Source organism: Phenylobacterium sp., assembly GCF_016793225.1.
Lineage (GTDB): Bacteria > Pseudomonadota > Alphaproteobacteria > Caulobacterales > Caulobacteraceae > Phenylobacterium.
Genome location: NZ_JAEUMN010000087.1, coordinates 18,046 through 36,790, shown reverse-complemented (window position 1 = coordinate 36,790; position 18,745 = coordinate 18,046). Strand labels below are relative to the sequence as shown.

The following is an 18,745-nucleotide window of genomic DNA, read 5'->3' as shown; positions in this document are numbered from 1 at the left end:
CCCCGACCTTCCCGGGTAAGGATGCGTAGCTCAGCGGGAGAGCACCTCGTTCACACCGAGGGGGTCACAGGTTCAATCCCTGTCGCATCCACCATCCTCTCCGACATCCACGCGTCGACGTCTCACCCCGGCAGGCCGGGCGTGGCCTTGGGCGCGGCGCGGGCCAGGAGGACGGCGACCGCGCAGGACGCGAGGCGCGTGCGCTCGGAGTCGGCGCGGCTGGTGAGGATGATCGGCACGCAGGCGCCCAGGACGACGCCGGCCGCCTCGGCGTCGCCCAGGAAGGTCAGCTGCTTGGCCAGCATGTTGCCGGCCTCGAGGTTGGGGACGACCAGGATCTCGGCCTGGCCCGCGACGGGCGAGACGATCCCCTTCTCGGCGGCGGCGTCCCGGTCGATGGCGTTGTCGAGCGCCAGCGGGCCGTCGAGCACCCCGCCCGCGATCTGTCCCCGGTCCGCCATCTTGCACAGCGCGGCGGCGTCGATCGTGGAGGGGATCGCGGGGTTCACCGTCTCCACCGCCGACAGGATCGCCACGCGCGGGCGCTCCACGCCGATCACATGGGCGAGGTCGATGGCGTTGCGCACGATGTCGGCCTTCGCGGCGAGGTCGGGCGCGATGTTGATGGCCGCGTCGGTGATGATCAGCGGCCAGGGGTAGTCCTCCACGTCCATGATGTAGGCGTGGCTGACCCGACGCTCGGTGCGCAGGCCTTCCGGCGCGAGGACGGCGCCCATGAGCTCGTCGGTGTGCAGCGAGCCCTTCATCAGGAGCCGCGCCTGGGCGGACCTCACGAGGGCGACGCCCCGGTCGGCGGCGGCGTGGCTGTGCGGCGCGGGCTCGATGCGCAGGCTGGCCGGATCCACGCCGGCCTCGCGCGCGGCGGCCTCGATCTTCCCGGGCGGCCCCACCAGGATCGGCGCGATGAGCCCCAGGCGCGCGGCCTCGGCGGCGGCGGCGACCGAGGCGGCGTTGCAGGGGTGCACGACGGCGGTGGGGGCCGGCGCACCGCCCGCCGCGGCGGCCATGAGGCGGTCGTAGCCGCGATGCTGCCGGGTCATGCGCCCTCTCCCGCACCCTCCGGCGCGAGCCGCGCCAGGGTCTCGTCGGCGATCATGCGCTCCTCGTCGGTGGGAATGCGCAGGATCTTCACCCGGCTGTCGTCCGCATGGAGGCTCTCCCGCTGCTCCCGGTTCGCCAGCGGGTCGAGCCGGACGCCGGCGTAGGCCAGCCGCTCGCAGATCGCCGCGCGGACGCCGGGACTGTTCTCGCCGATGCCGGCCGTGAAGACCAGGGTGTCGAGCCCGCCCATGGCCGCGACGAGGCCGCCCGCCTCGCGAACCGTGCGCCAGACGAAGAGGTCGATGGCCTCGCGGGCCTCGGGCGCGGCGCTGGCCTCGAGGACCCGCATGTCGGCCGAGATCCCGGAGACGCCCAGCAGCCCCGAGCGGCGGTAGAGCAGGTCCTCGAGCTCGGCCGGCGCCATTCCGGCGGCCTGCAGGTAGAGGACGACGCCGGGATCCAGGCTGCCCGGCCGCGTCCCCATCATCAGCCCGTCGAGGGCGGTGAAGCCCATGGTGGTGTCGAGGGAGGCGCCGTCCACCATGGCGCAGAGGCTGGCGCCGCTGCCCAGGTGCGCGGCCAGGACGCGGCGGCCCACCGCCCCGTGCGTCCCGCCGGCGAGGGTCCGGGCCAGATAGGCGTAGGACAGGCCGTGGAAGCCGTAGCGGCGCACGCCGCGGTCGTGCCAGGCCCGCGGCAGCGGCAGGCGCGCCGCCACCGGGGCGATGGTGTGGTGGAAGGCGGTGTCGAAGCACGCCACCTGCGGCAGGGCGGGGTGGAGCCCCGTGACGGCGCGGATGGCGGCGAGGTTGTACGGCTGGTGCAGGGGGGCGAGCGCGTCGAACCGCTCCAGCTCGGCCAGCACCGCGTCGTCGACCACGACCGGATCGACATAGCGGCCGCCCCCGTGCACCACGCGATGACCGACGCCCACGAGGTCGACCGGCTCGGCGCGCGACGCCATCCAGTCGAAGACGAGGCGGAGGGCGGCGTCCGCCTGCCCCGCGTCCCCGGTCTTCCGATCCTCCACAAGCGCGCCGGCCGCGTCGTGCGCCAGCAGCCGAAGCGCGCCGCCCAGCCCCTCAACCTTGCCGCCGAAGAGCCGCGGACGGCCCGCCGCCGCCGCGTCATAGGCCGCGAACTTCAGGCTGGACGACCCGACGTTCAGGCAGAGCACCGCACGTGGCACGCATCGATCTCCCGGTCATCGCGCGGCCCGGATAGACGTCGGCGGGCGGTCCGGCGGCGGGCGAAGCCCCTGCGCGCGAGATCAACACGACGCGCCGCATCGATCCAGCCTCTCGGCGTCGAGGCGGCGCCGCGTTGCGGCCCAGGTCAAGCCGCGCTTATCTGAGTGGGGCCAGGCCGTCGCCGACGTCCGGCGCGCGCGAGGAGGAAGTGTGGCGGACGAGCAGGCCGAGTCGTTCCGGATCCTGGCCGAGACGCTGCCCCACCTCGTCTGGACCGCAGGCGACAACGGGGTGGTGGACTACTACAACGCCCAGGCCGCCAACTATTCCGGGCTCCAGCGCGACGCCTCGGGCTCGTACGACTGGGCGCCCATCGTGCATCCCGACGACCTGGAGGCCACCACGGCCGCCTGGTCCCGCGCGGTCGCCGAGAGCGCGCCCTACACGGCCGAACACCGGCTGCGCATGGCCGACGGATCCTGGCGCTGGCACGTCAGCCGCGCGACGCCCGTCCGCCGCGGCGACGGGATGCGGTGGTACGGGACAGCCACGGACATCCACCAGCTCAAGTCCGCGCAGGAGGCGGCCACGCTGAACGAGGCGCGCCTGAGGATCGCCCTGCAGTCGGGGGGCCTGGGCGACTGGGACTGGGACGTCGGCACGAACCTGGTGACCCTGTCGCCCCGGGCGCGCGCGATCTACGGGCTGGAGCAGCACCAGGTCGACCTGACGGACCTGCGCGGCCTCGTGGCCCTGGAGGACTCGGCGTCCGTGCGACGGCTCATGGAGGCGACCGTCAGGGACGGCTCGGAGTTCGAGGCGGAGTTCCGGATCACGCGGCCGGACGGCGCGCGGCGCTGGGTGCATGCGAGGGCGCTGCTGAACGAGTCGGACGGCCGGGTCCTGGTGGGCGTGCTGGGCGACATCACCGAGGCGCGCGAGGCCGAGGAGCGCCGCCGCCTGCTGGTGAACGAGCTGAACCACCGGGTGAAGAACACGCTCGCCGTCGTGCAGGGCCTGGCGAGCCAGAGCCTCCGATCGTCGGGCGCCGAGGCGAAGGCCGGCAGCGAGTTCCTGCAGCGCCTGGGGGCGCTGGCGCGGGCGCATGACATCCTGACCGCGGAAAGCTGGCAGCCGGTCGACCTGGCCGACCTGCTGGTCGGACAGCTGCGCGTGCATGTGGACGAGGGCCGGTTCGGCCTGGCCGGGCCCTCGGTGCGGCTGGGTTCGCGGGTCGCGATCGACCTGGCGCTCGTGGCGCACGAGCTGGCCACCAACGCGGTGAAGTACGGCGCGCTTTCGAACGCCACGGGCCGGATCGAGATCGCCTGGCAGGTGGACGGCGAACGCGTGGAGATCGACTGGCGGGAGACCGGCGGGCCGCCCGTGGCCGAGCCGAGCCGGACCGGCTTCGGCACCCGCCTGATCGGCCGCGCCCTCGCCGCCGACGGCGGACAGGCGAGCATCACCTATGCGCCCGAGGGGGTGCGTTGCCGCATCCGTTGCCCGCGCGAGACCTGAGCGCCGCGGCCGGCGTCGCCGTCAGCGCCGTGGCGTGCGGCCGCGGATGCGGTCGAAGCCGGCCTTGATGTTGGCGAAGCGGGCCTCGATGAACGGCTCGAACTCGTTGTCGGTGAAGATGTACGGCCAGTCGTCCTCGATGCCCTCGCGGACCAGCTCGCCCACGTAGAGCGGGTCGATGCCGGCCTGGATGCGCTCGCGCAGCGAGGCCGCCCCCACCGCGCCCACGTCGCGGGAGCGGTCCTCCAGGTTGTAGCGGCCCGGCACGTTGCGGGCGGCGTCCATGATGTTGGTGCGGATGATCCCGGGGCAGAGCACCGAAACGCCGATGTTGCGCGGCGCCAGCTCGTTGCGGAGCCCCTCGGACAGGGCCACCACCCCGTACTTGGTCACGCTGTAGGGATTGCTGGTTCCCGAGATCAGGCCGGCGATCGAGGCGGTGGAGACGATGTGCCCGCCCTCGCCGTGGCTCTCGATCAGCGGGCCGAAGATCTCGACGCCCCAGACCACCGCGCGCAGGTTCACGTCGAGCAGCCAGTCCCAGCCGTCGTCGGTCCAGCTGCCGTAGAGCCCGCCGCCGCCGACGCCGGCGTTGTTCACCAGGATGTGGACCTTGCCGAAGCGCTCGATGGTGGCCGCGGCGGCGGCCTGCAGCTCGGCCTTCAGCGAGACGTCGGCGCGCACGCCCTCCACGTCGAAGTTCGTCCGGCGCAGCCCCTCGAGCGCCTTGTCCAGGGCCGCCTGCTCGATGTCGCACAGCATCACCTTCACGCCCGCCTGGGCCAGCGCGGTGGCGATGCCCAGCCCGATGCCGGACGCGCCGCCGGTGACGAACGCGACCTTGCCTGCGAGATCCTTCATGCTGGCCCTCTCCTGTCTCCATGGCGCCGAGCGCGAAGGCCGGCGACGCGGACGCCGCCGGCCGGCGATGCGGGAGCCGCTAGGGGTCGACGCGGGCCTCGGCGTAGCCCGAGAGCACCTCGATCCCGTCCTGGTTCCTGGTGGAGACGGTGAACTTGGCGATGCCGTCGGCCACCTCGGTGACCGTGGCGGAGCCGTCCAGGGTGTCGCCCGGCCAGACCTGGCTGGTGAAGCGCACGCCGTACTTGGTGAGGCGCCCGTCGCCGACGAGGTCGGTCAGCATCTTGCCGGTCATGCCCATGGTGAGCATGCCGTGGGCGAACACCGACGGGTAGCCGGCGACCTTGGTGGTGAAGATCTCGTCGGTGTGCAGCGGGTTGTAGTCGCCCGAGGCGCCCGCGTACTGGACGATCTGGGTGCGCTTCAGGTCCTCGACGAGGCGCGCGGTGTGGACGTCGCCCACCTTCAGCTTGGCTGCGGACAGCGGCATGGCTCAGGCCTCCTTCTTCGCGGGCTGCTCGACCGGACGCTCGGTGCGCACGCCCACGCCGCGGGCCGTGACCACCAGTTCGCCGTCCTGGTTGCGGTATTCGGTGACGCTTTCGGAGAAGACCAGCTTGCCCGAACGCTTGCCTTCCTTCTCCCAGGTCTTGCCCGGGAAGGTGGTGGCGGTGAGCACGTCGCCGGCGCGCAGCGGCCGGTGGTACTCGTAGTGCTGCTCGGCGTGGAGGCCGCCGCCGCCACCGCCGCCCCCTCCCCCGCCGCCCGGCGCGCGGGTGATGCCGGTGGGGTTCTTGCCCGACCCGAACCAGGGCTGGCCGATCTTCGGCCGCAGGAAGTAGTCGGGATCGAACTGGGCGCTCGACTGGACGAAGGTGGGCGGGGCGATGACGCCGCCGGCTTCGGTCTTCTTCGCGGCCTCGGCGTCGTAGTAGACGGGATTGGGGTCACCGATGGACCGGGCGAACATCATGATGTGCCCGGCCTCGATGGGAAACGTCTTGGCGGCCATGTAAGCGCCCTCCCTCTCGTTGTTGTTGAATACCGTTCCTTCCAAGTGAGGCGACCCGCGCGGCGCTCGTCAACCGTCGATCCGCGTGACGTTGCGGCGCCCGTGGCCCGCGGACGCCGTCAGGCGCGGAACGGAAAGACGCCGCCCGCCATGGCGGCCAGCGCCAGCACGGCGCAGGTCGCGACGGCCCAGGGCAGGGTGAACTTCTGGTGCTCGCCGAACTCGACGCCGGCCAAGCTCACCAGCAGGTAGGTCGAGGGCACGAGCGGGCTCAGCAGATGGAAGGGCTGGCCCACCAGCGACGCGCTGCCGATGGCCGCCTTGTCGACGCCGTAGCTCGCCCCCGCCTCGGCCAGCACCGGCAGCACGCCGAAGTAGAAGGCGTCGTTGGAGATGAAGAAGGTCATCGGCAGGCTGAGCGCCGCGGTGATGGAGGCCATGTAGGGGCCCATGGAGGGCGGGATCAGCGCCAGCAGGCTCCTGGGCATCGCCTCGACCATGCCCGTGCCGGCGAGGACGCCCGTGAACACCCCGGCGGCGAAGATCAGGCCGGCCATGGCGATGACGTTCGGGGCATGGGCGGCGATGCGCGCGCGCAGGTCGGCCGGGCGCGGGTAGTTCACCAGGCTGGCGACGGCGAAGCCGGCCATGAAGAGCGCCGGCAGGGGCACGACCCCGGCGACCAGGGCCGCCAGCAGCGCCGCCGTCAGGGCGGCGTTCACGGCGAGGAGCCGCGGCCGGCGGGCGTGGGGGTCGGACGAGACCGTGACCCCGGGATCGGGGCCCGCGGGGGCCAGGGCCAGGACGCCCAGACGGCGACGCTCGCGCCGGCCGTAGAACCAGGCGAGGGCCAGCAGCCACAGCACCGCGACGCCCATGGCCGGGATCATCGGGCGGAAGATGGCGCCGGCGTCCACCTGCAGCGCCGCGGCGGCGCGCGCGGTGGGCCCGCCCCACGGGGTGAGGTTCAGCACGCCGCTGGAGAGCATGATCAGGCAGGCCATGATCCGCGGATCGAGGCCCATGCGGACGTAGAGCGGCAGGAGCGCCGCGACGGTGACCATGTAGGTGGTCGAGCCGTCGCCATCGAGCGAGACGAGCACCGCCAGCACCACCGTTCCGACCACCACCCGGACCGGATCGCCGTGCACGACCGCCAGCAGGCGGCGCACGACGGGATCGAACAGCCCCGCGTCGATCATCAGGCCGAAGTAGAGGATCGCGAACATGATCATCACGCCCGTGGGCGCGATGCGGGTGACGCCGTCCAGCGCCATGGCGCCCAGGTCGAGGCCGTGTCCCGCGAAAAGGCCAAAGGCGACCGGGACGAGGATCAAGGCGACCAGCGGCGCCAGGCGGCCCGTCATGATCAGCGTCATGAACGTCGCCACCATGGCGAAGCCCAGAAGGGCGAGCGCTCCCTCGGTCAAGCGGTCCCCTCCCCGGTCCGCCGCGAAGTGACCACGACCGCGCCCGCCGGGGCAAGCGGCGCGCGGCGAAAGGGGTCAGTAGGGACGCGTGGTCGTCATCGGCGCGCCGGGATCCGGGGGCGGCGGCGGGCGGTAGGCCGGCAGTTCGGGCGCGGGCTCAGGCTCGACGCGCGCGGGCGGCGGCAGGGCGATGACGGGCGCCGTGATCGCCTCCTCGGCCGCCTCGGCGGCGTCGCGGGACGGCGCGGGCCTCGGGATCGCCACCCCGGACGGGGCGCGCGGCGCAGGCGCGGGCCGGGTCGAGGACGCCGCCGGCGCCGCGACGGGTGCGGCGAGCGAGGGCGCCGGCGGGGACGGCGCGGCGGCTTCGGCCGGCGGGGCGGACTGCGCGAGCTGGGCGGGCTGCGCCGGCGGCGGGGCGGCGGCGACCTCGACAGCGGACGGGGCGGCGGGCGCGGCGTCGTCCGACCGCGTGAGGACGTAGCCGAGGCCGCCCAGGCCCGCCGCCACGACCAGCGTCGCGGCGAGGGCCGGCAGCCGCGACGGAGCCTTGCGGGCGGCGGCGGCGCGAAGCGGCGGCGCGACCATGGGCGCCTCCGCCAGCGGTTCGGGCGCGGGCGCTTTGGGCGGGAGGGGTTCGGGCGCGACGGCTTCGGGCGCGAGTCTGGGCGGCTCGGCGCTGTGCGGCACGGGCGCCGGCGCCGGCTCCGGCGGAGTCTGGACCGGGGCGCGCGCAAGGGGCGCCGCCATGGGCATGCCCGAGAAGGCCGGCGCGCCGCCGCCGGTGGGGCGGGCGAACACGGGCGTGATCTTCCGCGGCTCGGCCGGGGCCGGCGGGGGCGGCGCCCCCTCGCCTTCCGCCTTCGGCGCGACGTCGGCCTCCGGGCCCGGCCTTGCCGGCGCGGTCGCCTGGGCCTTGGGCAACGGCCCCACGCGGAAGGGCGCCTGGGGCATCTTCGGCCAGGCGCTGTTGCGCACGAAGGGATTGTCGTCCGGTTCGGATGCCATGGGCGGGAAACTCGCGGCCGAGTTGGTCAGGACTATGGCCCAGGCCGGCCGGGACGCGCCAGCATCACGGCGAAATCGTGCGGGATGGCCCGGCCCTCCCAGGGAAGGCCGGACCCCGCCGTCAGGCGCCGTTGAGCGGCGGGTGGTAGGCGTCGATGAGGTCGCGCCGCTCGGCCTCGCGCACGGCGCGGGTGACGTTCAGGCGCGTGAGCACCGTGGCCGCGGCGTACTTGCGGCGGGCGCGCTCGAGATCCGAACGCCACGTCTGGCTGGCGAGGTTGTCGGTCTCGCCGGCGTAGACGACCGTGGCGCCGTCGTCGGTGAGCTCGGCGATGACGTAGTTCGCCCCCGCCGGCGGCAGGAAGCGGTTCTCGTCCATCGGCGTATAGCGGTAACGCGTGCCGGACGCCCCGGCGAGATCGATCTGGCGGGTCACGGAGCCTCCATCCAACACAAACGCGACAAGCGCCCCCGGGGTCCCTTTCCGAAGTGACTTGGACCAAATCTAGGCCGAGCTTGACCGTAGCCCCAGCCTTGCGCCGCAATTGAGGGCGGAACAACCTTCGCCATATGCACGTTGGGCCTCGACCCGGAGCCCCGGGCGACGTTCACCAGGGAGGACGATCCCGAACGCAAAGCTGGACAGCCGCGCCAGACGCCGGGACAAGACCCCATGCAGCAACCCGCCGCATTCGAGATGGACTCCGCGACGGATCGCCCCACGGCGATTCTCAGCGGCGACTGGACCACGGCGCAGCTGGGCGACGCCGGGCAGGCGCTGGCGAAGGCGACGGGCGGTCGCGGCGTCGATGTGGACCTGACCCGCGTCCGCCGCATGGACACCGCGGGCGCGTACGCGATCACCAAGGCCGTCGGCGAGGGCTATTCGCCCGAGCGGGTCCGCGGCCGTCCCGAGATGCAGCGCCTGCTGGAGCTGGTCGACAAGGCGGTCCAGGTGAAGCCGGTGATCCGCCGGGAGCCCCAGGGCTTCCACAACCTGACGATCCGCATCGGCAAGGGCGTGATCGACCTGCAGCACGAGTTCCTGTCGACCATGGGGTTCCTCGGTCGGCTGCTGGTGGTCTCGTTCCGCACGTTCCTCAATCTCTTCGTGCGCCCGCACCGGATCCGCTGGGCGCCGATCTTCTCGCAGATGGAGCGCGCCGGGCTCGACGCCATCCCGATCGTGGCCATCACGACGTTCTTCATCGGCGCGGTGGTCGGCCTGATCGGGGTCAACATGCTGCGCCAGTTCGGCGCCGAGGTGTTCGTCGTGGAACTCGTCGGCGTGGCGGTGCTTCGGGAGTTCAACATCGTCATCACGGCGGTGCTGCTCGCGGGGCGCTCGGCCTCGGCGTTCGCTGCGGAGCTGGGCTCGATGAAGATGCAGCAGGAGGTGGACGCCATGCGCGTCATGGGGGTCGACCCGTTCGAGGCCCTGGTCCTGCCCCGCTTCATCGCCCTGATCCTGACGATCCCGCTGCTGACCTTCGTGGCCACGCTGGCGGGTCTGCTCGGCGGCCTGATGGTGAGCTGGACGACGCTGGGCCTGGGCCCGACGTTCTTCCTGCAGCGCATCGTCGACAGCGTGGGCGTGAACCACTTCTACATCGCGCTCTCGAAGGCGCCGGTGATGGCCGCGGTGGTCGCAGGCATCGGCTGCCGGCAGGGCCTGCTCACGGGCGGCGACGTGGAGTCCCTCGGCCGGCGGGTGACCGCCGCGGTGGTGCATGCGATCTTCGCCATCATCCTGCTCGATGCGGCGTTCGCCCTGATCTACATGGAGCTCGACCTGTGAGCGGGCCGGGCGACGGGCCGATCCTCGACGACGACGCTCCGGCCATCGAGGTGCGCGGGCTGCGCACGGCGTTCGGCGACCATGTGGTCCACGACAACCTCGACCTGGTCGTCCCGCGCGGCGAGGTGCTGGGGGTGGTGGGCGGGTCGGGGACCGGCAAGTCGGTGCTGCTCAACAGCATCATCGGCCTGCAGCAGCCGGCCGCGGGCAGCATCCGGGTCTTCGGCCAGGAGCTGCGCCGCGCCAACGAGAGCGCGTGGAGCGAGCTGGAGCGGAGCTGGGGAGTCCTGTTCCAGGGCGGCGCGCTGTTCTCGAACCTCACCGTGCGCGAGAACGTCGCGGCGCCGATGTTCGAACACACCGCCATGTCGCGCCGGGAGGCCTACGAGCTGGCCGACGTGAAGATCGCCATGGTGGGCCTGCGGCCCGAGGCCGGAGCCCTGAAGCCGGCCGAACTCTCGGGCGGCATGAAGAAGCGGGCCGGGCTGGCGCGGGCGCTGGCGCTCGACCCCGAGCTGCTGTTCCTCGACGAGCCCACGTCCGGTCTCGATCCCGTCGGCGCGGCGGCGTTCGACGAACTGATCGCCGACCTGGCGGCCAGCCTGGACCTCACCGTCTTCATGATCACCCACGACCTCGATTCCCTCTACGAGATCACGGACCGCGTCGCCGTCCTGGCCGACAAGCACGTGGTGGCCAACGCGCCGGTGCGCGAGCTGGAAGCCTCGGACCACCCCTGGATCCGCGAGTACTTCCTCGGGCCCCGCGGCCGCGCCGCGCGCCAGGCCCGAGCTGGAGCTGACGCCTGATGGAAAGAAACGCCAACTACGCCCTCGTGGGCCTCTCGACGCTGATCCTGACGGCGGCCCTGGCGGTGTTCATCGTCTGGCTGGCCCGCCTGCGCATCAACGCCGAGTACGACCTCTACGACGTCGTCTTCCAGGGACCGGTGCGGGGCCTCAACGAAGGCGGCGAGGTCCACTTCAACGGCATCAAGGTGGGCGAGGTCGTCCGGATCGCGCTGGACCAGACCAACCCGCGCAACGTCATCGCCCGCGTCCGCGTCACCGAGGACGTGCCGATCCGCGTCGACAGCTACGCCACCCTGGAGCCCCAGGGGATCACCGGACTCAACTATGTCCAGATCACCTCGGGGACCGGCACGCGCCAGCTTCTCAAGGACAACGCCGAGGCCGAGTGCGAGACCCGGCGGCGGCGCATCGGCGAGGAGTGCATCCCGGTGCTGAAGAGCCAGCGTTCGGCCATCTCGGACCTGCTCGAGGGCGGCGGCACGGTGCTGACGCGCACCATCGAGGCGCTGGACCGGGTGAACCGCGTGCTGTCCGACCAGAACATCAAGACGTTCTCGGCGGCCCTGTCCGACACCCAGGCCTTCACCGCCGAACTGCGGGAGCGCAAGGCGATCATCGCCGACCTGCAGAGCGCGGTGCAGCGGATCGACACCGCCGCGGACGAGATCGCCAAGCTGTCGGCGTCCACGCGCGGGCTGGTGGAGGGCGACGGCAAGCGCGCGATCTCCAACGTCGCCGACGCCGCCGAGGAGGCTTCGGCCGCGGCGCGGGACGCCCGCGCCATGATCGCCCGCCTGCAGGGACCGACGACCGAGTTCGCCACCAACGGCCTGCCGCAGGCGACGGCCGCCCTGATCCAGCTCCAGACCGCCGCGGAGTCCCTCGAGCGGCTGGTCAACGACATCCAGTCCAGCCCGACCGGCGCGCTCGGCAAGGGTGCGGCGCAAGAGGTGAAGGTGCCCCAATGATCCGCAGAAGGACCCTCGCGCCGGCGGCGGCCGCCCTCGCCGTCACCGCCCTGACCCTCGGCGGCTGCGTGTCGCTGCTGCCCAAGTCGAAGCCGGCGCACCTCTACCGCTTCGGCCAGCCGCTGGCCGCCGAGGCCGTCACCGCGCCCCAGGGCTCGGTGGGCGTGCTGCGGGCGAGCGCCACCTTCCAGCGCGAGGCCGCGGGCGACCGGCTGCTCACGATCACCAACGGCAAGGCGGCCTACGTCGCCGAGACGCGCTGGGTCGCGCCGGCCACGGTGTTGTGGGACGAGGCGGTGCTGGCGGCGTTCGACGCCGACCCCGGCCCGGTGCGGATCCTGTCGCGCGGCGAGCCGGCCTCGGCCGCCTATGTCCTGCGCCTGGACGTGCGGAACTTCGAGACCCACTACACGGCGGGGCCCAAGGCCGCGCCGACGGTCATCGTCCGCGTGCGCGCCGCGATCACGCGGGGGACCGACCGCGAGATGGTGCGCGAGCAGATCTTCGAGAAGCGCGTTCCTGCCGCGGACAACCGGGTGACGGCGATCGTGGCGGCCTACGACCGCGCGGTGGCCGAGGTGCTGCGCGAGGTGGTGGCCTGGACGAACGCCCAGGCCCAGCCGGTTTGAGCCGCGTCAAGGCGCACGCCGATCGCGCCGCCAAGCTCCCGAAGACGGAGGTGGCGCATGGACATCGCGGAACAGGACCTGGCGCGGATCACTCGGGCTGACAGCGGCTTCCGCTGCGAGTTCACGCGCGACTTCGACCATACGCCGCAGGAGGTCTGGCGCATGCTGACCGACGCGGCCCGGCTGCCGGAATGGCTCGCCCCGGGAACCATCGAGCCCCGGATCGGCGGCCGGGCGCGCCTGGATTTCGTGGACAGCGGCATCGTGATCGACTCCGAGGTGACCCTCTACGAGCCCGACCACCTGCTCGAATACTCCTGGAGCGGCCCGGACGAGCCCACGCGTCGGATGACCTGGACCCTGAGCGCGCTGCTGGACGGCTGCCGCCTGACGCTCGTGCTCCGGCTGCCCGAGGGGGATGACGTGGCGCGGAGCTGCGCGGGCTGGGAGGCTCACCTGGACATGCTGGCCGCCGCCCTCGAAGGCGTGCCGGTCAAGTTCCCCTTCGAGACCTTCAAGGCCGCGCGGGAGGCCTACAGGACACGGCTGCCCTGAGCCGGCCGCGGGCCCGATCCGGTCGGTCAGTCGACGCCGGCGATCCGCTTCGCGGCGGTGACGGTGTTCTGCAGGAGCATCGCCACCGTCATCGGCCCCACCCCCTTGGGAACCGGCGTGATCGCGCCCGCGACCTCGAGCGCCTCCTTGTAGTGGACGTCGCCCACCAGCTTCGTCTTGCCCAGGGCCGCCTGCTCGGGGTTGTCGAACGGCACCCGGTTGATGCCGACGTCGATGACGGTGGCGCCTGGCTTGATCCAGTCGCCGCGGATCATGCGCGGCCGGCCGACGGCGGCCACGAGGATGTCGGCGCTGCGGCACACTGCCGCCAGGTCCTGCGTCTTGGAGTGGGCCATGGTGACCGTGCAGTCGGCCGCCAGGAGAAGCTGGGCGATCGGCTTGCCCACCAGCCGCGAACGGCCCACCACGACCGCGTGCTTGCCGGCCACGTCGCCCAGGGTGTCGCGGATCAGGACCATGCAGCCGACCGGCGTGCAGGCCGTCAGGGCCGGCTCGCCCACGGTGAGACGGCCCGCGTTCACGACGTGCAGGCCGTCCACGTCCTTGTCGGGGTCGATGGCGGAGATGACCGGCTTCTCGTCCAGGTGCGACGGCAGGGGCAGCTGCACCAGGATGCCGTGGATCAGCGGATCGGCGTTCAGGTCGGCCACCAGGCGGATCAGCTCGTCCTGGCGCGTGTCGGCCGGCAGGCGGTGCGTGACCGAGTGCATGCCGGCGGCGAGGCTCTGCTCGCCCTTGGACTTCACATAGGCCTGCGAGGCCGGGTCGTCGCCCACCAGGACCACCGCCAGGCCCGGCTGCAGCCCATGTTCGGCGCGCAGCTGCGCCACCTCGGCCGTGACCTCGGCGCGGATGCGCTCGGCCACCGGCAGCCCTTCGATGATTCTCGCCGTCATGGCGCGCTGCTAGACCCTGGGGCGCGCGCGCGCAATCGCAGCCAGGCGGCGACCGCCCAGGCATGCGCCTCGCGTTCCAGCCGGACCACCGCCTCGTGCGGCGCCATCCAGACCAGCCGATGGTCGGCCTCGGTCTTCAGGGCGGGGTCTTCCGCGGCCACGCGGCCGGCGAAGAAGGCGCCGCGCGTGTTTCGGACCACGCCGTCGTGGTGCAGGAAGTAGTGGTCCGCGCGAAGGAACGGCGCCGGCTCCAGCGTCACCGCGAGGCCCGCCTCCTCCCCGCACTCGCGCACGGCCGCGGCGGCCTCGTCCTCGCCCTCATCCAGGCCGCCGCCCGGCAGGTGCAGCAGGAGGCCCCGGCCCTCCCAGGCCACCTCCACGAGCGCGACGAGACCGTCACGCTCGATGACGCAGAAGGCGGCCGGCCGGTCGGCGGGCGTGTAGCCGGCCGGCGGCTCGCCGAACTGGGGGGCCGGCATCAGTCGATGCCGTAGAGGGCTGGATAGGGATCGACCTTGCCGGCCAGGACGTCGCGGACGGCGACAGGCTTCCAGCCCACCTGCCGGTTCTCGCTGGCGCGCCAGGCCTCGACGATCACGTCACGCAGCTCCGAGGCGCCCACCGCCAGGCGCGCGGACGCGAAGGCCACGCCCCGACGGTCGCCCGGCGCGAGGCCGCCCGCCTTCTCCAGCTCGTAGAAGGGGACGACCTGCCGGCCCGTGGCGACGAGGTACTCGCCGACGCGCTGCTCGAACGGGCAGTTGCAGAGGCGCAGGGGCGTCATGCGCCCGGCGACGTCCGAGGCCTTCACATAGGCCTGCACGAAGTCGCTCTCGAACGGCCCGTGGATCTTGGCGGTGGTGTAGCCCTTCGGGTTCGGGCCGCTCCAGCCGTTGTAGCTGTCGGTCACGTGCAGGGGCTGGCTGCCGTCGCCGACGAAATGGGAGAGCTCGCCCAGCGTCTGCAGGACGAGGGCCTCGCGGCGGAGGCGATCCTGCCGGAACCAGACGCGGTTCCTGGCCCACTTCGGGTTCTTCTCCGCGGCGTCCAGCACGCGCCAGTAAGCGAGGTCGGTGGTGAGCTGCTGCCAGCGGTCGATGAGGGCGTAGGGCAGATAGCCGGTCTTCCACTGGTCGAGATTGGCGGCCCGGAGCTGGGTCTCGAACTCGGCGCGCGTGGGCGCGAGCGGCAGCATGGGCGGTCCGCCGAGCAGCCGGCCCTCGGGGTCGAGGTCGATGAAGTGGGCGGCGTCGCGGTCATGGCCATGCATGCGGCCCGAGCCCTTGGACCGGTCCGGCTCGCGCGAGAACTCGCCGACGTCGCGGGCGGCCTGGGGGGTGCGCAGGAACGCCGGGACCTCGGCCGGCAGGGCGCGCATGGCCAGCTCGCCCAGCATGCGGTGGCCGGTGTTGCCCCAGGCGAGCAGCGAGCCGGGGAGCGCGAGGGCGAGCGCGGCCACGGCCGGCGCGAGGAGGTGTTTCATGCCCTCCGTTTCGCGTGGGCGCGTGACAGGCGCAAGCGCCTCGAGCCTCATCCGTTCGGAAGGAGCCGTCCGAACGGGACAATGAGGCTCCAAACCAAGGGCTCGAGCGCGGAACGCGCTCTAGGTCGTGTTACTCATCACGCCCGCTGAGGTCCGCTTGTCGCCGCGTGAGCGATGACCGCTTTCGACCCGTTGCGGACATTCGGCAGACAGAGCAGCTTGACCGTAAGCACGGGGCACGAATGACGGATTGGAAGGGACGCGCGCGACGGGCACAGGCCGCAAGAAGGCTGGCGTTCTTCGCAGCACTATCGCTCCTAGTTGTGGCGTGGTTCGCCACTACGGCGCTGGCTTGGTGGGCCCACTACGTCGCGCTCGGCGCTCCGTCAGGGGCTCGACTGATTGTGATGTACCTGGCGATTGGCGGAGCGCTATCGGTTGCCTTCTGGAAATGGGGGCCAGTCTTGCCGTTTCGAGGCCGCGCTCCTGAAGAGGAAGCCGCCAGAACATTCTTCGCGCGGGAGGATGCGCGTTCTGACGACCACCAATTCGAGCGCGGGCTGGAGCCCTAGGTCCGCAAACCACCCATCTCTGACCTTCACGAGGTCCGTTTAAGGCGCTTCCACCTGATCCCAGCTTATGAGTACACGCTCTAGTCGCGGATGCGCAGGGCCTGCTCGACCCGGGCCACCCAGCCGCGCACCGCCGGGTAGTCGGCCAGGTCGAAGCCGCCTTCATGCGCCCAGCGGGTGTAGGCGACGAGCGCCACGTCCGCGAGCGTCGGGGTCTCGCCCACAAGGAACGAGGAGCTCTGCAGCCCCAGCTCCAGCCGGGCCAGCGCCTGGGCGCCCCGCTCGACGATCCGGCTCTCCAACTCGGCCACGGGCTTGCCGAGGTACTTCACCTGGAAGCGGGCGACGGCGACGTAGGGCTCGTGGCTGTACTGTTCCCAGAACATCCACTCGAGCATCCGGGCGCGATCGTAGGCGTCGACGGGAATCAGCGACGAGCCCTCGGCCAGGTGCAGGATGATGGCGTTCGACTGCGCCAGCGGGCGGCCGTCGTCGAGGACCACGGCCGGCACCTGCCCCGCCGGATTCATCGCCAGGAAGGCCTCCGTGCGGGACTCGCCCACCATGATGTCGGTCTCGATCCAGGAGTAGGCGCGGCCTACGAAATCGGCCGTCCACTTCACCTTCAGGCAGTTTCCGGACTTGCTGTCCCCGTAGATTTTCACGACCTGCCCTCCTGATGCGAAGCGCTGCCTTGGGCCGATTTCTCTCGGGCAGCAAGCAAGGAGGCTTGCCCCGGGGTGTAAGGAAAACTCACAGCATGCGGCAAGACGGCCATCGGGGGTTGCCCCGGGCGAGCTCAGCCGGTAGGACTCCGGCCACCAGTTCAACGACGAAGGAGACGCCGTCAATGCGACGCCGCCTCGCCGCCCTGGCAGTCATTTCCGCCATCGGTATCGCGTCCAACGCGCAAGCCGCGAACAACGATCCCGTGGGCGACCTACTCACCTCGATGATTTCGGGCGCCCTGCCCGGGACCGGCGTGTTCAACGTCAAGGCCACGCTCTATCACGCCGGCGCCAAGGGCGTGGGCGCGCTCGACTCGCTGGGCTGCCGTGTCGTCCCGATGCGCACCATCGCGGTCGACAAGAACATCATCCCGCGCCGCACGGTGATCTTCATCAAGGAGACCGTGGGCCTGAAGATGCCCGACGGGAAGCCGCACGACGGCTACTGGTACGCCTCCGACGTCGGCGGCGCGATCAAGGGCCAGCGCATCGACCTCTACACCGGCCACGGCAAGGCCTCGATGCAGCCGATGCAGAAGCTGAACCTGTCCACGCTGACGGCGGTCAAGGTCGGCAAGTTCGACGGCTGCCCCCCGCGCTGAGGCGCGGCGGCCAAGCCCCCAGACCTACCGAGCATCCCGGCGAATGCCGGGACCCAGATCACAGGTTCTGAGGCCGGCTTGGAAGGGCTCCGAGCCTCCCCTTCTTGCGCCCGCGCCTTCCCATCTGGATCCCGGCATTCGCCGGGACGCTCGCTAGGGGGAGCGCAAAGGCTAGGCCGGTGCGCGAAAGGCAACTCAGCTTGATCGAAAAGTCCAACTTCCACGTCTTCACCGGCGGCGGCGGCACGGGCAAGACCACGCTGATCGAGCACCTGCGCGCGCGTGGCGAGCTTGTGGCGGCCGAGAACATCCGCGCGGTGATCCGGGAACAGGTCGCCGCCGGAGGACAGGCCGTGCCGTGGATCGACCCGGCCGCCTGCTGCGACCTGACCACCGCGCGCGACATCGCCACCTTCGACGGCCTCGCGCACGAGACGCGGCGGGTCTTCTTCGACCGGGGCCTGATGGACATGCACGGCGCGAACGGCGCGCTGCCCTCCCCGGCCCTGCTGAAGGCGCTGGCCTCGCGTCGGTACAACAGCCGCGTGTTCGTCTTCCCGCCGTGGCGCGAGATCTACGCGCCGGACGCGGAACGCCGGCAGGACTGGTCGGAGATGGAGGCCGTGTTCGAGCGGATCGTGCGCACGCTGCCTGATCTCGGCTACGCGCCGGTCATCGTTCCGAAGGCCAGCGTCGAGGACCGCGCGGCATTCGTCCTGGCCCACTCGGCCTAGAGGCCGCCGCGGCGAGCGGCGCGCGGGCGGCCGCTAGGTCTCGACGAACGCGCGCTCGAGCACGAAGTCGCCGGGCTGCGAGATCGAGCCTTCCACGTAGCCGCGATCCAGCAGCTGCTGCTTCAGGTCGACCAGAACCGATGGTCCGCCGCACAGCATGACCCGGTCGACGGCGGGGTCGAAGGGCGGCAGGCCCAGGTCGCGGAACATCTGCCCGCTCTCGATGAGATCGGTGATCCGGCCGCGGGTCCTGAACTCTTCGCGCGTGACGGTCGGGTAGTACTTCAGCTTGCCGCCGATGATCTCGCCCAGGATCTCGTCGTTGGGGAGGTCGCGCTCGAAGAGCTCGCGGTAATTCAGGTCGGCCACCTCGCGCACCGTGTGGGTGACGATGACGTCGTCGAACCGCTCATAGACCTCAGGCTCGCGGGCGAGCGACAGCCAGGGCGCCAGCCCGGTGCCGGTGCCCAGCATGTAGAGCCGCTTGCCGGGCTTCAGGCCGTCCAGCACCAGGGTGCCGGTGGGCTTGCGGCCGATGAGCACCTGGTCGCCGACCTTCAGGTGCTGCAGCCGCGAGGTGAGCGGACCGTCGGGCACCTTGATCGAGTAGAACTCGAGCTCCTCGTGCCAGGACGGCGAGGCGATGGAGTAGGCGCGCACCAGCGGCTTGCCGGTTTCCAGCATCAGCCCGACCATCACGAACTGGCCGCTCGCGAAGCGCAGGCCCGGATCGCGGGTCGTGCGGAACGAGAACAGGGTGTCGGTCCAGTGCTGAACCCAGGTCACCGTCTCCACATAGAAGGCGGCCGAGGCCTTGGTCGCGGCGGCGGGCGCCGGCGGGGCGAGGGTCACGTCGTTCATTC

The 18,745-nt window shown here is 71.8% G+C and carries 21 protein-coding genes and 1 tRNA gene; 9 read left to right on the top strand and 13 right to left on the bottom strand.

What is annotated here, in order from left to right:
- Positions 1-19: 19 nt before the first annotated feature.
- Positions 20-94: transfer RNA gene (locus tag JNK30_RS10660), tRNA-Val, on the top strand.
- Between the two features lie 28 nt (positions 95-122).
- Here the strand turns inward: JNK30_RS10660 and JNK30_RS10655 are convergent.
- Both JNK30_RS10655 and JNK30_RS10650 read right to left on the bottom strand, forming a co-directional pair.
- Positions 123-1,061, bottom strand: a complete 939-nt coding sequence (locus tag JNK30_RS10655; protein ID WP_293482214.1) for a bifunctional enoyl-CoA hydratase/phosphate acetyltransferase — start codon at positions 1,059-1,061, stop codon at positions 123-125.
- On the bottom strand, positions 1,058-2,251 hold the full coding sequence (locus tag JNK30_RS10650; RefSeq protein ID WP_293482213.1) for an acetate/propionate family kinase: 1,194 nt from the start codon (positions 2,249-2,251) through the stop codon (positions 1,058-1,060). The genes JNK30_RS10655 and JNK30_RS10650 overlap by 4 nt, the downstream gene beginning before the upstream one ends.
- 211 nt (positions 2,252-2,462) lie before the next feature.
- Between JNK30_RS10650 and JNK30_RS10645 the strand changes: the two genes are divergently transcribed.
- Positions 2,463-3,773, top strand: a complete 1,311-nt coding sequence (locus JNK30_RS10645; protein ID WP_293482212.1) for a PAS domain-containing protein — start codon at positions 2,463-2,465, stop codon at positions 3,771-3,773.
- A 21-nt stretch (positions 3,774-3,794) separates the two neighbouring features.
- On the opposite strand, the gene JNK30_RS10640 is transcribed toward JNK30_RS10645, so the two are convergent.
- From JNK30_RS10640 to JNK30_RS10615, 6 genes are all read right to left on the bottom strand, one after another.
- Positions 3,795-4,634 (bottom strand): SDR family NAD(P)-dependent oxidoreductase, encoded by an 840-nt coding sequence (locus tag JNK30_RS10640; protein ID WP_293482211.1) that lies wholly within the window; start codon positions 4,632-4,634, stop codon positions 3,795-3,797.
- A gap of 79 nt (positions 4,635-4,713) precedes the next feature.
- Positions 4,714-5,124 carry a MaoC/PaaZ C-terminal domain-containing protein gene (locus JNK30_RS10635; protein ID WP_293482210.1) on the bottom strand — a complete coding sequence of 137 codons (411 nt, stop codon included), beginning with the start codon at positions 5,122-5,124 and terminating at the stop codon, positions 4,714-4,716.
- Positions 5,125-5,127: 3 nt separating this feature from the next.
- Positions 5,128-5,646, bottom strand: a complete 519-nt coding sequence (locus JNK30_RS10630; protein WP_293482209.1) for a MaoC family dehydratase N-terminal domain-containing protein — start codon at positions 5,644-5,646, stop codon at positions 5,128-5,130.
- A gap of 119 nt (positions 5,647-5,765) precedes the next feature.
- Positions 5,766-7,076, bottom strand: a complete 1,311-nt coding sequence (locus JNK30_RS10625) for a citrate:proton symporter (protein WP_293482208.1) — start codon at positions 7,074-7,076, stop codon at positions 5,766-5,768.
- 75 nt (positions 7,077-7,151) lie between these two features.
- Positions 7,152-8,084, bottom strand: coding sequence for a hypothetical protein (locus JNK30_RS10620; protein WP_293482207.1), 933 nt, complete (start codon positions 8,082-8,084; stop codon positions 7,152-7,154).
- A gap of 121 nt (positions 8,085-8,205) precedes the next feature.
- Entirely contained in the window at positions 8,206-8,520 is a 315-nt protein-coding gene (locus tag JNK30_RS10615) for a hypothetical protein (RefSeq protein ID WP_293482206.1), read from the bottom strand.
- A 237-nt stretch (positions 8,521-8,757) separates the two neighbouring features.
- Here JNK30_RS10615 and JNK30_RS10610 point away from each other — a divergent pair, with 237 nt between their 5' ends.
- Genes JNK30_RS10610 through JNK30_RS10590 form a run of 5 tightly spaced genes read left to right on the top strand, consistent with a single transcriptional unit; the run spans position 8,758 to position 12,846 of the window.
- The gene (locus JNK30_RS10610) at positions 8,758-9,882 is read left to right on the top strand and encodes an ABC transporter permease (RefSeq protein ID WP_293482205.1); all 1,125 of its coding nucleotides are present in this window, start codon (positions 8,758-8,760) and stop codon (positions 9,880-9,882) included.
- Positions 9,879-10,691 carry an ABC transporter ATP-binding protein gene (locus tag JNK30_RS10605; protein WP_293482204.1) on the top strand — a complete coding sequence of 271 codons (813 nt, stop codon included), beginning with the start codon at positions 9,879-9,881 and terminating at the stop codon, positions 10,689-10,691. Before JNK30_RS10610 ends, JNK30_RS10605 begins: the two co-directional genes overlap by 4 nt.
- Complete coding sequence (locus tag JNK30_RS10600; protein WP_293482203.1) at positions 10,691-11,662, top strand: MlaD family protein; 972 nt, start codon at positions 10,691-10,693, stop codon at positions 11,660-11,662. Before JNK30_RS10605 ends, JNK30_RS10600 begins: the two co-directional genes overlap by 1 nt.
- Positions 11,659-12,291, top strand: a complete 633-nt coding sequence (locus tag JNK30_RS10595) for an ABC-type transport auxiliary lipoprotein family protein (protein ID WP_293482202.1) — start codon at positions 11,659-11,661, stop codon at positions 12,289-12,291. Before JNK30_RS10600 ends, JNK30_RS10595 begins: the two co-directional genes overlap by 4 nt.
- Positions 12,292-12,348: 57 nt before the next feature.
- Entirely contained in the window at positions 12,349-12,846 is a 498-nt protein-coding gene (locus JNK30_RS10590; RefSeq protein ID WP_293482201.1) for an SRPBCC family protein, read from the top strand.
- Positions 12,847-12,872: 26 nt separating this feature from the next.
- Here the strand turns inward: JNK30_RS10590 and folD are convergent, their stop codons facing one another.
- From folD to JNK30_RS10570, 4 genes are all read right to left on the bottom strand, one after another.
- Complete coding sequence (folD, locus tag JNK30_RS10585) at positions 12,873-13,763, bottom strand: bifunctional methylenetetrahydrofolate dehydrogenase/methenyltetrahydrofolate cyclohydrolase FolD (protein ID WP_293482200.1); 891 nt, start codon at positions 13,761-13,763, stop codon at positions 12,873-12,875.
- Complete coding sequence (locus tag JNK30_RS10580) at positions 13,760-14,242, bottom strand: NUDIX domain-containing protein (protein ID WP_293482199.1); 483 nt, start codon at positions 14,240-14,242, stop codon at positions 13,760-13,762. The genes folD and JNK30_RS10580 overlap by 4 nt, the downstream gene beginning before the upstream one ends.
- The gene (locus tag JNK30_RS10575) at positions 14,242-15,246 is read right to left on the bottom strand and encodes a S1/P1 Nuclease (RefSeq protein WP_293482198.1); all 1,005 of its coding nucleotides are present in this window, start codon (positions 15,244-15,246) and stop codon (positions 14,242-14,244) included. The genes JNK30_RS10580 and JNK30_RS10575 overlap by 1 nt, the downstream gene beginning before the upstream one ends.
- 652 nt (positions 15,247-15,898) lie before the next feature.
- Positions 15,899-16,483, bottom strand: a complete 585-nt coding sequence (locus tag JNK30_RS10570) for a glutathione S-transferase family protein (RefSeq protein WP_293482197.1) — start codon at positions 16,481-16,483, stop codon at positions 15,899-15,901.
- 185 nt (positions 16,484-16,668) lie between these two features.
- Between JNK30_RS10570 and JNK30_RS10565 the strand changes: the two genes are divergently transcribed.
- Both JNK30_RS10565 and JNK30_RS10560 read left to right on the top strand, forming a co-directional pair.
- The gene (locus JNK30_RS10565) at positions 16,669-17,148 is read left to right on the top strand and encodes a 3D domain-containing protein (RefSeq protein ID WP_293482196.1); all 480 of its coding nucleotides are present in this window, start codon (positions 16,669-16,671) and stop codon (positions 17,146-17,148) included.
- 200 nt (positions 17,149-17,348) lie between these two features.
- Positions 17,349-17,882 (top strand): AAA family ATPase, encoded by a 534-nt coding sequence (locus tag JNK30_RS10560; RefSeq protein ID WP_293482195.1) that lies wholly within the window; start codon positions 17,349-17,351, stop codon positions 17,880-17,882.
- A gap of 33 nt (positions 17,883-17,915) precedes the next feature.
- Here the strand turns inward: JNK30_RS10560 and JNK30_RS10555 are convergent, their stop codons facing one another.
- Complete coding sequence (locus tag JNK30_RS10555) at positions 17,916-18,743, bottom strand: ferredoxin--NADP reductase (RefSeq protein ID WP_293482194.1); 828 nt, start codon at positions 18,741-18,743, stop codon at positions 17,916-17,918.
- Positions 18,744-18,745: the final 2 nt, after the last annotated feature.